13 protein-coding genes are annotated in these 13,602 nt (G+C 68.3%); 8 read left to right on the top strand and 5 right to left on the bottom strand.

Annotated elements, in window-relative coordinates:
- Genes AC0LPE_RS20965 through AC0LPE_RS20950 form a run of 4 tightly spaced genes read left to right on the top strand, consistent with a single transcriptional unit; the run spans window position 1 to window position 4,353 of the window.
- Window positions 1-1,569 (top strand): acyl-CoA synthetase, encoded by a 1,569-nt coding sequence (locus AC0LPE_RS20965; protein ID WP_490605152.1) that lies wholly within the window; start codon window positions 1-3, stop codon window positions 1,567-1,569.
- Window positions 1,566-2,174, top strand: coding sequence for a TetR/AcrR family transcriptional regulator (locus tag AC0LPE_RS20960; protein ID WP_490605151.1), 609 nt, complete (start codon window positions 1,566-1,568; stop codon window positions 2,172-2,174). The genes AC0LPE_RS20965 and AC0LPE_RS20960 overlap by 4 nt, the downstream gene beginning before the upstream one ends.
- A complete protein-coding gene (locus AC0LPE_RS20955) occupies window positions 2,171-3,316 on the top strand; it encodes an acyl-CoA dehydrogenase family protein (protein WP_016692356.1) in 1,146 nt (381 codons plus the stop codon). The genes AC0LPE_RS20960 and AC0LPE_RS20955 overlap by 4 nt, the downstream gene beginning before the upstream one ends.
- Window positions 3,313-4,353 carry an acyl-CoA dehydrogenase family protein gene (locus AC0LPE_RS20950; RefSeq protein ID WP_145690881.1) on the top strand — a complete coding sequence of 347 codons (1,041 nt, stop codon included), beginning with the start codon at window positions 3,313-3,315 and terminating at the stop codon, window positions 4,351-4,353. The genes AC0LPE_RS20955 and AC0LPE_RS20950 overlap by 4 nt, the downstream gene beginning before the upstream one ends.
- Before the next feature lie 19 nt (window positions 4,354-4,372).
- On the opposite strand, the gene AC0LPE_RS20945 is transcribed toward AC0LPE_RS20950, so the two are convergent.
- A complete protein-coding gene (locus tag AC0LPE_RS20945) occupies window positions 4,373-4,795 on the bottom strand; it encodes an STAS domain-containing protein (protein WP_230825099.1) in 423 nt (140 codons plus the stop codon).
- A gap of 292 nt (window positions 4,796-5,087) precedes the next feature.
- On the opposite strand from AC0LPE_RS20945, the gene AC0LPE_RS20940 reads away from it, so the two are divergent.
- On the top strand, window positions 5,088-6,314 hold the full coding sequence (locus AC0LPE_RS20940; RefSeq protein ID WP_160877357.1) for a DICT sensory domain-containing protein: 1,227 nt from the start codon (window positions 5,088-5,090) through the stop codon (window positions 6,312-6,314).
- Window positions 6,315-6,330: 16 nt separating this feature from the next.
- Here the strand turns inward: AC0LPE_RS20940 and AC0LPE_RS20935 are convergent, their stop codons facing one another.
- The 3 genes from AC0LPE_RS20935 to AC0LPE_RS20925 all read right to left on the bottom strand — a co-directional run bounded on the left by AC0LPE_RS20935 (window position 6,331) and on the right by AC0LPE_RS20925 (window position 9,245).
- A complete protein-coding gene (locus AC0LPE_RS20935) occupies window positions 6,331-7,392 on the bottom strand; it encodes a DICT sensory domain-containing protein (RefSeq protein WP_088898297.1) in 1,062 nt (353 codons plus the stop codon).
- Between the two features lie 162 nt (window positions 7,393-7,554).
- Window positions 7,555-8,331, bottom strand: coding sequence for a CoA-transferase subunit beta (locus tag AC0LPE_RS20930; protein ID WP_059384093.1), 777 nt, complete (start codon window positions 8,329-8,331; stop codon window positions 7,555-7,557).
- On the bottom strand, window positions 8,328-9,245 hold the full coding sequence (locus AC0LPE_RS20925; protein ID WP_085470163.1) for a CoA transferase subunit A: 918 nt from the start codon (window positions 9,243-9,245) through the stop codon (window positions 8,328-8,330). The genes AC0LPE_RS20930 and AC0LPE_RS20925 overlap by 4 nt, the downstream gene beginning before the upstream one ends.
- 71 nt (window positions 9,246-9,316) lie before the next feature.
- On the opposite strand from AC0LPE_RS20925, the gene AC0LPE_RS20920 reads away from it, so the two are divergent.
- A complete protein-coding gene (locus AC0LPE_RS20920) occupies window positions 9,317-10,213 on the top strand; it encodes a LysR family transcriptional regulator (protein WP_088898296.1) in 897 nt (298 codons plus the stop codon).
- Window positions 10,214-10,265: 52 nt separating this feature from the next.
- On the opposite strand, the gene AC0LPE_RS20915 is transcribed toward AC0LPE_RS20920, so the two are convergent.
- Complete coding sequence (locus AC0LPE_RS20915) at window positions 10,266-11,699, bottom strand: MFS transporter (RefSeq protein ID WP_088898295.1); 1,434 nt, start codon at window positions 11,697-11,699, stop codon at window positions 10,266-10,268.
- Window positions 11,700-11,902: 203 nt separating this feature from the next.
- Here AC0LPE_RS20915 and AC0LPE_RS20910 point away from each other — a divergent pair, with 203 nt between their 5' ends.
- Both AC0LPE_RS20910 and AC0LPE_RS20905 read left to right on the top strand, forming a co-directional pair.
- Window positions 11,903-13,123 carry a CoA transferase gene (locus AC0LPE_RS20910; RefSeq protein WP_160877355.1) on the top strand — a complete coding sequence of 407 codons (1,221 nt, stop codon included), beginning with the start codon at window positions 11,903-11,905 and terminating at the stop codon, window positions 13,121-13,123.
- A 202-nt stretch (window positions 13,124-13,325) separates the two neighbouring features.
- On the top strand, window positions 13,326-13,601 hold the full coding sequence (locus tag AC0LPE_RS20905; protein ID WP_490605150.1) for a WhiB family transcriptional regulator: 276 nt from the start codon (window positions 13,326-13,328) through the stop codon (window positions 13,599-13,601).
- Window position 13,602: the final 1 nt, after the last annotated feature.

Raw genomic sequence — 13,602 nt, 5'->3', positions numbered from 1 at the left:
ATGTACCCGGGCCGTTACGCCGCGGTCGCCCCGGACCGGCCCGCCGTGCACGAGGCCGCGACCGGGCGGACGCTCACCTATCGGGAACTCGAGGACGCGTCCGTCCGGTTCGCGCACTGGCTGCGCGCGCACGACGTCGGCAGGGGCGACCACATCGCGGTGATCACCGTGAACGTCCTGACGGTGTTCGAACTGCACTGGGGTGCAATGCGTTCCGGTGTCTACATCACGCTGGTGAACAGGCACCTCGCACCCGCCGAGGTCGCGTACATCGTCGACGACTGCGACGCGAAGGTGCTCGTCGTCTCGGCGCCGCTCGCCGAACTCGCCGAGGCGATCGCGCCGCTCACCCCGAAGGTGACGCACCGCATCGCCTTCGGAGGTCGGGTGCCCGGACATCTCGTGTACGAAGAGGAGGTGGCGGGTCTTCCCGTCACCCCCATGGTGGACCAGCCTCGCGGCAGCGACATGCTGTACTCCTCCGGCACCACCGGGCGCCCCAAAGGCATCAAGCCCGCGCTCACCGGTGCGCAGGTGGGGGACGAGCCGGGTTCTCCGCTGCTGAAGCAGGTGCGCCGCTTCGGCTTCGACGAGAACACCGTCTACCTGTCGCCGGCACCGATCTACCATTCGGCGCCGTTGCGGTACAGCGTGTCGACGCAGGCCCTCGGTGGCACGGTCGTGCTCATGGACCGGTTCGATCCCGAGCTCAGTCTCGCGTGCATCGAGCGCTATCGCGTCACCCACAGCCAGTGGGTGCCCACGCATTTCGTGCGCCTGCTGAAACTTCCCCGCGAGGTCCGCGAGCGCTACGACCTGTCGTCGATGCGGTGCGCGCTGCACTCGGCGGCTCCGTGCCCGGTCGAGGTCAAGCAGGAACTCATGCGGTGGTGGGGCGAGATCGTCTACGAGTACTACTCCGCGACCGAGGCGATCGGCAACACCCTCGTCACCCCGCAGGAATGGCTGCGCAAGCCGGGCACCGTCGGGAAGACCGGTGGCCCGGGCACACTCGGCCTGGCCCGCATCTGCGACGAGAACGGCAACCGGCTGCCCACCGGTGAGATCGGCACCGTCTACTTCGAACGGGACGACTTTTCGTTCGAATACCACAAGGATCCGGAGAAGACGGCGTCCACGAGGCACCCCTTCGAGGGCAACTGGTACACCACCGGCGACATCGGATATCTCGACGAGGACGACTACCTGTTCCTCACCGGGCGCGACAAGTTCACGATCATCTCGGGTGGGGTGAACATCTACCCGCAGGAGATCGAGAACGTCCTCGCGCTGCACCCGTCGATCGCGGACGTCGCGGTGGTCGGTGTGCCGGACGCGGACCGCGGTGAACGCGTCGAAGCGTTCGTGCAGCTCGTCCCCGGCGCAGAGGGATCGGACGAGCTCGACGACGAGATCATCGGGTTCTGCCGGGAACGCCTCTCGCGTTTCAAGTGCCCCCGGCACGTGCGGTTCGTCGACGAACTGCCGCGCACGCCGACGGGCAAGATGGTCAAGGGCAGGCTCGGCGAGCTGATCGCGCAGTACGCCGACACGGGAGCGTTGTCGTGAGAGTGCTGTCGCCGAAACAGCGCGTCTTCATCGAGGCGGGCCGGAAGGAATTCGTGCGCAACGGATACGGCTCGTCGTCGATCCGGACGATCGCGAAGGAAGCCGGCGTGAGCCTGTCCGCGCTGTACTACCACTACAAGAACAAACAGGATCTGCTGCTGGCGATCCTGCTCGACGGTGTCGACACCTACGACGCGGTCTGCGACGCCGAACTCGCCCGCGCCGGCGACGATCCCGTCGAGCAGATCCGCGCGTTCGTCAGGGGGAACGTCATCTTCCGCACGCAGTTCCCCGAGCAGGGTCGCATGATCGCGACGGAAGTGCGCAACCTCGAACCCGAGGGTGCGCGACTGTACGAGGAACGCCGGCGTGCCGGCCGGAGACGGATCCGCGACATCATCGATCGCGGTGTCGCACAGGGTGTCTTCACCACGAAGTACTCCGACGACTGCCGCCGGTCGATCCTGGCGATGGTCTCGGCGATCGCCAACTGGTACGACCCCGCGGGCCCGGACGGCCCGGACAAGATCGCCGAACGCTACGCGGACCTGTCGCTGGCGCTGCTGTGTCCCACCATCACCGGTGGAGAAGGAGATTCACGATGAGTGCACGACTCGTGCCGAGGGCGGGCACTCCCGACCCGGCACTGACGGAACTCCGTGCCGAGGTACGGGCGTTCTTGAAGGAACAGATCGACGCGGGCGTGTTCACCCCGGGCATCGACACCTGGCTGACGCGATGGAACCCCGAGTTCACCCGCGCGCTCGCCGCTCGCGGCTGGGTGGGTATGACGATCCCCGTCGAGTACGGCGGACACGGACGGACCTTCATGGAGCGCTTCGTCGTCACCGAGGAGCTGCTCGCGGTGGGCGCTCCGGTCGCCGCCCAGTGGGTCGCCGACCGTCAGGCCGCACCGTCGCTGTTGAAGTACGGCACCGAGGAGCAGAAGAAGCGGTTCCTGCCGGGCATCGCGGCCGGTGAGATCTGCTGGGCCATCGGCATGTCCGAGCCCGACTCCGGATCCGACCTCGCGAGCGTCAAGACGAAGGCCACGCAGGTGGACGGCGGGTGGCGGATCTCCGGCACCAAGCTGTGGACGTCCGGGGCGCACCACGCCGATGCCTTCTTCGGCCTCGCGCGCTCCGCACCGCTCGATCCGGCGCACCGCCACGACGGGCTGAGCCAGTTCATCGTGCTGCTCGACTCCCCGGGCGTGACCATCCGCCCGATCCTGTCGATGTCCGGCGACCACCACTTCAACGAGGTGCTGCTCGACGACGTCTTCGTCCCGGACGACCTGGTGCTCGGGCAGATCGGCGCCGGCTGGGAGCAGGTGACGAGCGAGCTCGGCTACGAGCGCAGCGGTCCCGAACGTTTCCTGTCGACCTTCGGGGTGCTCGAATCCCTCGTGCACGGTGTGGCCGACGGCAGCGTCGAAGCGGACACCCGCATCGGAGCGACCATCGGGCGCATGGCGGGCCTGCACCGCATGTCCACCGCGGTCTCCGAGTCCCTCGAACGTGGCGAGAACGCCGAACTCGCGGCGTCGGTCGTGAAGGTGCTCGGCACGAAGACCGAGGGCGACCTGGCGGATCTCGCCGACGAGATCGCGGGATACACCGCGGCCGACGCACATCTGGCCGAGCTCGTCCGGGCAGGCGTCATGCAACGACCGGGCTTCACACTGCGCGGCGGCACGAGCGAGATCCTCCGCGGGGTCATCGCACGAGGATTGGGGATGAGATGAGCGGGCAGGACGCACTGCAGTCGACGGAACTGCGCGACTTCGCACAGATGCTGTCCGAGGTGTTCACCTCGGGTGACGACCACCGCATCGGGGAGGTCGTCGAACTCGATCGTGCCCTGTGGAGCACCCTCACCGAGCTCGGCCTCGATCGGCTCACCGGTTCGGAGGAGAGCGGCGGAAGCGGCGCGGGATGGCTCGAGGCCGCCCTGCTGCTCGAAGCCGCCGGCAGCGCCGCTGCTGCCGTGCCGGTGGCCGAGAACGACCTGCTCGCGGGTTGGCTCCTCGAACAGGCAGGCCTCGAGGCGGCACCGGCCGTGCGTACCGCCGCGGTGCTCGACGCCGACGGCCGCGCGCGCCACGTGCCGTGGGCCCGGTTCGCGGACTCGATCGTTGTTCTGTGGGAGTCGCCGCAGGGATGGCAGGTCGCCGAGCTCGCACGCGGCGACGTCGAGATCGTCGAGGCCGTGAATCTGGCGGCGGAGCCCCGCGATCACGTGCGCGTCGACCTGTCGACCGTGTCGGGACATGACGTTCCGGCGGGCACCGCCGACGAGTTCCGCTACCGGGGCGCGCTCGTCCGTGCGCTGGCCACCGCGGGTGGGATGGATCGGATCCTCGAGCTCGTCGTCGACCACACCACCGCGCGCGTGCAGTTCGGTCGTCCGCTGGGCAAGTTCCAGGCGGTGCAGGCGCTCGTCGCCGACATCGCCACCGAGGCCTCGCTCGTGCACGCCGCCGCGGACGGTGCGGTCGATGCCGTTCTCGCGGGAGGTTTCGGTGACGCGTCGACCCGCTTCGCGATCGCAGCGGCCGCGTCGTGTGCCGGACATGCGGCCTCCGTCGTCGCCCGCAACGCCCATCAGGCGCTCGGCGCGATCGGCTTCACGATGGAACACGAGTTGCATCGGCACGCCAACCGGATCCTGTCGTGGCGCAGCGAATTCGGCACGGTTGCGTCGTGGGATTCCGAACTGCTCGCCGCGGCCGGTGAGGCCGGGGACGTGTGGGCGTTGATCACGGGTGGCCCGGCGCGCTGACCGCCGCCGGTCGCCGTCGTCAGGCGGCGGACGAGCTCCCGGCCGTGTCGCACTCGGTGCGGTCGGTGACGTCGAGATCGGGAGCGAGGATGTCGAGCAGCATGCGCACCTGGCGCGTGGGTGCGACGACATGGAAACGGCCGGGCCGGATGTGAACGGCATCGGCAAGCATCGAGGCGACCTCGGAGTACATGAAGGTCACCTCGGACAGGTCGACGACGACGTGGTCGCCCGAGTGTGCGAGGTCGCCGAGAGTGGATGCGAACTCCGCTCGGGCGGTCATGTCGAGATCACCCTTCACCCGCAGGACACTGCAGCGACGGGAGGGGGAGTGGACGTCGAGACGGTAGCGCGGCGCTCGGGCGACGGTCGCTGCACCGACTCGTGAGAGTGCGCCGGTGTGGGTGACGATCCTGCGGGTGGTGCTCGTACGTGTGCTCATTGCGGTCTCCTGTCGGCGTGGATTCGTGCCGTCCGGTGCGGGCTGGATCACGAACAGACGGTCGGCCTGCTGGGTCGTGGTGAGAACGTCGGGGTCGCGGTGAGAACTCGCCTCGGGCTTGCACAGAGCCTGTCCGACGGAGGTCGCTTCCCGACGACCTGTTCCATAACGGAACGATAACGAAACATCACGTTTCTATAACGTAGGCGTTCTGAGCTGCGGAAATATCCTATGCTCCCGGCTCCGTCGGCCCGAGCGGACGATCGGTGGCCGGAGATGGGATGCTGGATCCATGAGCGCTGTTCCTGCCGACGCTGCCGCCGACGCGGAGGCCGCGTTCGGCGGCCTCGTCGTGGAGACGGAGCTTGCCCCGATCCACCGGCTCGACAGCGGTGCGTTGTCCGCCGTCGAACTGCAACTGCGTGGTCCGGAAGGATCATCGTTGCACGACGCCACTGCGCTGAGTGAGGCCGCTCGGGCCATGCACCAGAAGTCGGAGCTGGACCGTATCAAGTGGCGCAGGGCCGGCCTGCATGCCGGGTCGGCGGTCCCGCACCTGGTGACCGTCGATCTCGATTCCCTCGACGAACTCGGCGCGCTCGACGAGCGCCGGAACCCGACGACGGTCGCTCTCATCACCGAGCAGGCACTGATCGCCAGTCCCGCCAAGACGCTGCGCACCATCGCGGCGGCGCGCACCGCCGGCATGCTCGTCGCGGTGGACGGTGTGGGAGCGCGTGCCCAGGCCCTCGCGCTGCTGCCGCTCGTCGAACCGGATGTGATCATCACGGCGCCGGCTCTGATCGCCCGTGCGGCCGACGCCTCGACAGCGAGGATCGCGCACGCCGTCGCCGCGTACATCGAATCCAGCAGCGCGGTCGTCATCGCGCAGGGCGTCGATTCGGAACTGCATCGCCGCCGCGCCCTGGGGCTGGCCGCCGAATACGGGATGGGCGCGCTGTATCCGACGGTGGCTGCGAGCGGAGATGCCGCGCAATCGGATTCGGACGTCGAGCCCATGTCGCTGCGTCCGCGACCTGCCGTTCCGGACGATCCCGAACTCACCCCCTTCGCCCTGGCGTCCGAAGGGCGCAGGCGCACGCGCAGTTTCAAGCGGCTTCTGGTGTCGATGAGCAAGCTGCTCGAGACCAATGCGGTGGGAGCCGGACCGGAGACGATCGTGCTCGGCACCTTCCAGCGCGCCGAGCACTTCACGCCGACTTCACGGGCACGATGGGCGCAGCTCGCCGAGCAGGTCGCGTACACCGGGGTCTACGGCGTCGGAATCGATCCCTACGTCGACTCCGCGGTGCACCACGCGCCGTTGGACCCGGACGATCCGATGGTGGACGAATGGAACGTCGTCGTCCTCGGCCCGCACTTCGCGTGCGTGCTCGCCGCGCTCGACATGCACACCGACGCAGCGGATCTCGACCGCGAATTCCACTACGTGCTGTCCTACGACCGCGGCACCGTCATCCGGTGCGCCCACAGCATCCTGGCGCGTTTCGAAGGGTGACCCGCGGGGGAGCGGCTCAGGACGACGGCGGGATCTCCAGGGATACCGATCGGGGACGGGACAGGGTCGCGCGCGCCGCACGGGCGACGGCCTCCCGGTCGTAGGAGACGACGTACTCGAATTCCCGCTCACCGCCGGCAGTTCGACGGTGCAGGTCGAGCGCCGAGAGTGCGCACGCGAACGACTCTCCCAGGAGGATGACGTTCCACTCCTCGACGAGTGGATCGTGCGGTTCGATCGGGACGAGGTCCGGGCCCGAGTCGCTCGTGCCGAAACCGACCGCGAAGACCGCCACGTGCGCGAGGGTGTCGGACATCGACATCCATCGCCTGCGCGCAGCTCCGGTGAAGTGGTCGTGGTGTTGGAAGGTGCCGAGGGCCACCGTGTCGGGTCCTGCCTCCCCGGCCCGCGCCTCGAGATCGGCGCTCATGGAGACCAGCAGCCCCTTGCCGCTCCGCACGCGTTCCCGCCCCGCCGACAGGATGCGGAAGGGCGTGGCGGTCGCGTCGTCGAGCGGTGCGCTCCAGGAGGGTTGCCGGAACAGCTCACCGCGCGGCGACGAAGGATCGGCCTCACCCTGTAGCGCTGCACCGCAACCGAAATCGATACCGTGGGCGAGGGCTGCCCGGCGATGCAGGTCGGAGTCGATACCCTCGGCGAGAACGACGGAGTTCGTGCGCTCGCAGTGGGCCCGCAACGACAGCAGGGTCGTGGCGGCCCGCAGGTCGGATGCGACGAGCGCCTCGGCCGGTACGACGACCACCTCGGGCTCCACCAGGGCAAGGACGACCGTGGCGCGGGACGTCGATTCCGCGATGCGGACCGCCACGGCGAATCCGCGCTCGCGCACAGCGGCGATCCCGCGCAGGACCGTCGGAGGGTCGGCGAACACCTCGTGCTCGTCGACCAGCGCGACGGCAGCGCGACCGGCCGCACTCTCTGCGGTGCCGTGTGCGAGGCCGGACAACGGCATCAGGACGGGGACGTCCCGACCCCCGCCGGAATCAGCCGCGGTCAAGGGCATCACGGCTGCGACGACCGTGCCGTCCACGAGGTCGTGGATCGCGCTCGCGTGCATCACGTGCCGCCTTCCCGCATCACGGCGGTCCGTCCGCCGGGCATCACACCGGACGCGCACAGGGACCGCCGAGAGCAGGATCCGGTGCGTCGTCCGCTGCGGACATCCTGCCAGCCGCCGCGCCGGTGACATCGACGGCCTTCGGCGGACTCGGCCGGGCGATCACCGCAGATACAGGCGGACCTTGTCGATCTCGTTGCGCAGCAGGTCGATCTCCTCGGCGGTGGGATCCTCGGTCAGCGTCAGCTCGTCGGAGACCTTCAGATCCCAGCCGGTCGCGGTGCGGACCTGGTCGACGGTGACACCGCGGTGGATGCTGGTCAGTTCGAGTTCGTCGAAGGGATCCTGCCGAGACAGCACGCCGAGGCTGGTGAACACCTTCGTCACCCCGCGCCCGCGCGGCATGATGCCGACGCCCGCCTCGCGGGCGCGCACCGGACTCGGGGTCGTGCAGAAGTCCAGTTCGGCGGGGAAGGCGCTCGGATCGTGGCGTCGCATGATCACGAACACCTCGCCGGCGTTGGGCATGATCTCGACGGCTCCACCGCCGCCGGGCAGGCGCACGGTGGGCTTGTCCCAATCACCGATGATGCTGGTGTTGAGGCTGCCGTAGCGATCGATCTGCGCCGCACCGAGGAAGCCGACGTCGACGTTGCCGCCCTGCAGCACGTACCCGAACAGCGACGCCATGGACACGACCGATTCGGCGCCGGAGACCACGACGGAATCGGCGATGCCCTCGGCCATCGCCTCGGGATGCGCCCCGCAGACGCCGGATTCGTAGATCAGCTCGACGTCGGGGTTCGAGGTGCGGGCGGCGAGGTCGACGGCGAGGGTGGGCAGACCGACCCCGGCGAAGACCCGGGCCTTGCCGGCCAGTTCCCGCGCGGCGACGGAGACGATCAGTTCGGTGGTGGAGAAGGTTTCGGTGGTGGTCACTTTCGGCTCCCGTAGTCGACGGTCCCGGAGGGGCGCGGGGCGACCTCGAGGTCGGCCCAGTACTCCTCGCCCAGTTTCTCGAGGTATTCGGCGTGGTCGCCGGTGGTGAGGACCCATTCCTTCAACCAGGTGCGCAGTTGCTGGGGGTCCTTGCTGATCGCGGTCCAGCGGCGGTAGAACGCGCAGTCACGGTCGTAGTAGCCCTGCGCGTAGGAGGGGTGCGCTCCGCGTGGGCACAGCACCACCGCGTCAACCGCGTGCGACGGCACGAGGGTACGGCTGGGGTCCGAGCGGATCACGTCGTCGTCGACGATCTCCTCGACCACCACGATGGCCTTCTTCGCGGCGTAGACCGCTTCCTGCTGGACGCCGGCGATGCCCCAGATCTGGACGTTGCCCGAGCGGTCGGCGCGCTGGGCGTGGATGATCGTCACGTCGGGGTTCAGCGGAGGCACGACGTAGACGCTGCCGCCGCCGAAGGGATCGTCGACGAGGCGGATGTTCGGGTTGATCTTCGGCAGGTCGCTGCCGGCGTACGAGCGCAGTGGGAAGAAGGGCAGCCCGGCGGCGCCGGCCTGGTAGCGGCAGACCATGCCGTAGTGGCTGTACTCCTCGACTTCGAGTGCGACGGGGTCGTGGTTCTCGATGCGCCGGCGGATCTCGTAGAGGGATCCGGCCGAGCCGCTCGCGAAGAACGACGCGACGAGCTTCGACACGCAGTCGGCGGCGATGAGCTGATCGGAGATGATGTCGGGGGTCATGCGGCACAACGTCAGGTCGCGCCTGCCCTGCCGGATGATCTCGTGCGCCGCCGCGAACGGGATGAGGTGCGAGAACCCCTCGAGGGCAACGGTCATGCCGTCCTCGACATAGGTGGCGATCGCCTCGCGCATGGTCATGAGTTTGTCCGGCATACCGGTCGTCCTCCGTGTGGTCGGTACTTCGGTGTCGGATATCAGGCGCCCGCAGGCGTGATAATCGACGGGTGGAGATCCAGCAGGTGAAGGCGTTCCTCGCGGTGGCGGAGGAACTGCATTTCGGTCGGGCGGCGCAACGGCTGCACATGGCCCAGCCGCCGCTCAGCCGCACGATCCGCAGACTCGAGAAGGAACTCGGAGCCGAACTCTTCGAACGCAACACCCGCAGCGTGCGGTTGACGGAGAGCGGTCGAGCGCTCGTCGAACCGGCCCGGAACATCCTCGACGCCTGCCGGCTGGCCGAGATGGCGGTGACCGCCGCGGGGTCGGGTCAGACCGGCAGGGTCCGTATCGGTTTCGCCGGTTCGTCCTCGCACTATCTCGTGGGTCGATGGGCGAAGCTCGTGCGACGCACCCATCCCGGTATCGAATTCGTGCTCGACAGTTCGGCGTACGCGAGCGAGGCACTCAACAAACTGGCCGCGGGAAAGCTCGACATCGGCATCGTGCGCCTGCTGTTCTTCCCGCCGGGGATCGCGTCGCGCGTCGTGGCCCGCGAGGACCTCGTCGTGGCGCTGCCCAAGGAACATCCCCTCGCCGACCGGGAGCAGGTCCGGCTCGAGGACCTCGCGGACGAGGCGTGGGTGATGCTGCCCGCCGAACCCGGATCGATGCTGCGCGAGCTGTTGCTCCGCCTCGCCCACGATGTCGGCTTCACACCCAGAATCGTTCAGAGCGCCCCGGATTCGCTGTCGCTGATCGCCCTGGTCTCGGCCGGGGTCGGATGTTCGATGACGGTCTCGTCGGTTGCGGCGAACGTCATCAACCCCGAGGTCGTGTTCGTTCCCCTCGCCGATCATCCCGAGCCGCTCGACGTGCGGCTGGTGTGGCGGGAGGACGACGACAGTGCCGCGCTGCGAGAGGTTCTCCGCCTCTCCGAGGAAGCGCTGCCGACTCCGGAGTGACCGGAGCCGGCCGGCAACTGCGCCGGCCGGCCCCGAGTGCGAGGGATCCGTCCTAGGCATGGACGCGATCTCGTGGGGTGTCGTCGGAGCGAGGGGTGTCCTCGGTGCCCGGCGTACGGCGGTCGCGCTCGGCTGCCTCCGACTGCTCGAGGGCGAGTTCGTCGGCGTCGGACTTCTCGGCGACCGACGGTGCCTTCGGGTCGTATCCGGTGCGCTTGAGCAGCGCCAGGGTGCACACGAGGGAGACCGCTGCGTAGCAGGCCGCCGCGATGGCCACACCGGTGACGTCACCCGACGAGTTGAGCAGGTACTGCGCGAGCACCGGGGTGCCACCACCGACGATCAGCGAGCACAGCTGGTAGGCGAGCGACAGGCCCGAGTAACGGATGTTCGCCGGGAAGGCGCGGGCCAGGATGCCGGCGATCGCGCCGTAGAACATCGAGTGCGGAATCGTCGCGAGGCACATACCGATCGCGGCGATCGCGAAGGTCTCGGTGCGGATCGCGAAGAACATCGCGGGCATGAGGAACAGCTCCGGGACGATCATCAGGAGCATGGCCTTGCGCATGTCGATCTTCGACACCAGCACGGCACCGAAGGGCTGCACGATGAACTGCACCACGAGGGCGATCGCGATGATCGCGAGGAAGGTGCCGCGCTCGTAGCCGAGTTCGCTCGTCGCCCACGACAGCGCGAAAGTGTTCTTGAAGTAGGTCACCTGGGCGAGGGGCAGTGCACCGGCACCGAGCAGGACCAGGACCCAGTGCTTGCGCAGCACTTCCTTGATCGGGAGCTTGACGGTCTTCTTGCGCGCCAGAACGGCTTTCATCGCGTCCGACTCTTCGAGCTTGAGACGGATGATCAGGCCGACGGCGACCAGGACACCGGAGAGCAGGAACGGGATGCGCCAGCCCCACATCATGAACTGCGGGGTGGGCAGCGCGGCGAGGAAGAAGAACGCCATCGTCGACAACAGGTTGCCGGCGGGCGAACCCTGCTGCGCGAACGCCGAATACAGGATTCCCTTGCCCTTCGGGGCGTTCTCGCTGGCAATGAGGACGGCACCGCCCCATTCACCACCGACCGCGACGCCCTGCACGATGCGCAGGAAGACCAGCAGGACCGGCGCCCACATCCCGATCTGCGCGTAGGTCGGGAGCAGGCCGATGCCCACCGTCGCGATGCCCATCATGACGAGCGTGATGACGAGGGTGTTCTTGCGTCCGATGCGGTCGCCGAGATGGCCGAAGATGACACCACCGAGCGGGCGGGCGAGGAAGCCTGCCCAGAGTGTGACGAACGCGAGGAGGGTCGCGACACCGCTCGAGAGTTCGTCCGAGAAGAAGATCTGGCCGAACACCAGAGCGGCGGCCGTGCCGTAGATGTAGAAGTCGTACCACTCGATGGTGGTGCCGATGAAGGAGGCGATGCCGGCCTTACGGGCCTTCTTCGCGATCTCCTGATCGGTGGGTGTGGACGAACTCATGCGCCCTCCGTCTCTTACGCCCCCGACGAGGCGGGTGGAATGTGGTCTGCGTCTCATCGGAGAGTGGCAGGGCTCGGCTTTCCAGTCCAATACCCAATAGAACGCGGATCGATACCCCAGAGGTATTACCGGGGAGTCGGTGTTCGGCCTGGTAGACATACAGCGACGCCGGACGGGAACCGCGGACGCGAAAGGACGCACGGGTGACGAGCGACGGAACCAATCGGAGCGAGGTCGAGGTTTCTGCAGGCCTGCCGCTGGAGGGCATCACCGTGGTGAGCCTCGAACAGGCGGTCGCCGCACCCCTCGCGACGCGCCATCTCGCGGATCTCGGCGCCCGGGTCGTCAAGGTCGAACGGGTCGGCGACGGCGACTTCGCGCGCGCCTACGACAGCGCCGTGCAGGGGTTGGCCGCCCACTTCGTGTGGCTCAACCGCGGCAAGGAATCCTTCGCCGTGGACCTGAAGGCGTCCGAGGGCATCGACGCGGTGAAGAAGCTGATCCGCGGCGCCGACGTCTTCCTGCAGAATCTCGCACCCGGCGCGGTGGAGCGTCTCGGACTCGGTGCCGACGACCTGCGTGCGGACCACCCGGAACTCGTGGTGGTCAACATGTCGGGATACGGCACCGACGGGCCGATGCGCGACCGCAAGGCCTACGACATGCTCGTGCAGTCCGAGACCGGCCTGTGCTCGATCACCGGCACGCCCGAGACGGCGGTGAAGACGGGCATCCCCACCTCGGACATCGCCGCGGGCATGTACGCGCTCACCTCGATCCAGGCGGCGCTGCTGCGCCGGCACCGCACCGGCGTGGGCGCGACGATCGACGTGTCGATGTTCGATGCCACCGCCGAGTGGCTCGGCTACCCGATGTACCTGCAGATGTACCAGGGACGGCAGGTGCCGCGGATGGGTCTGTCGCACACCTCGATCGCGCCGTACGACAAGTACCCCACCTCGGACGGCGAGATCCTCATCGGCGTGCAGAACGACCGGGGCTGGCGCACGCTCACCGATGTGCTCGGCATGCCCGAACTGGGCGACGATCCGCGCTACGCCACCAATCTCGAGCGGGTGCGTCGCCGCGAGGAGGTCGATGCGCTGGTCGGGCAGGCCACCAAGCAGTTCACGAGCGCAGAGCTCGACGAGAAACTCGCCGACGCCGGTGTGCCGGCCGCGCAGCTGCGGGATCTGCGCGGACTCATCGAGCACCCCCAGCTCGCGACGCGCGACCGCTGGCGCGAGGTGCAGACCGAGGCCGGTCCGGTGCGCGGCATCCTGCCGCCGATGAACTTCCGCGACGTCGAACTGCCCATGGGTGCGGTGCCGGGGCTCGGTCAGCACACCGACACGGTGCTCGCCGATCTCGGGCTCACCGATGAGCAGATCGCGGGTCTGAAGAAGGCCGGCATCGTCGGTTGACCTGATCCGCGTCGGCCACTCGTCAAATGTGCGGCCATAGCGTCCGGTGCTTATAGGTATCCGAAGCGACTGCCATCGTCGATTCTGATGAATCTGCGCTGCTCAGCGATTGACGATCCCCGTCGCGTACCGAAAAATGGCCGTACAAATACTCGTTCGACGAGTGCGGGTCCGCGAGGGACCGACCGGCAAGGAGGCGGCGATGAACGGATCCGGCGACCGTGACTGGGTGGTCGCGGCGCGGTGCCGCGGGGTGGACACGGCGATGTTCTTCCCTCAGCCCGAGGACGGCCGCGGCGCGATGGTCCGGGCCGAGCGGCAGGCGAAGGAAGTCTGTCGCTCCTGCCCGGTGATCATCGAATGCCGTGCGCACGCCGTGCGGACCGGAGAGACGCACGGCGTGTGGGGCGGCATGAACTACGCCGAACGGCGAGCGTTCGAACGTGCGGCGAAACTCGGCCGCCTCCAGTCGGTCTGAG

Source organism: Rhodococcus sp. S3, assembly GCF_058211795.1.
Note: the sequence above shows the minus strand (reverse complement) of the source record. Positions and strands in the feature narration are given on the sequence as shown.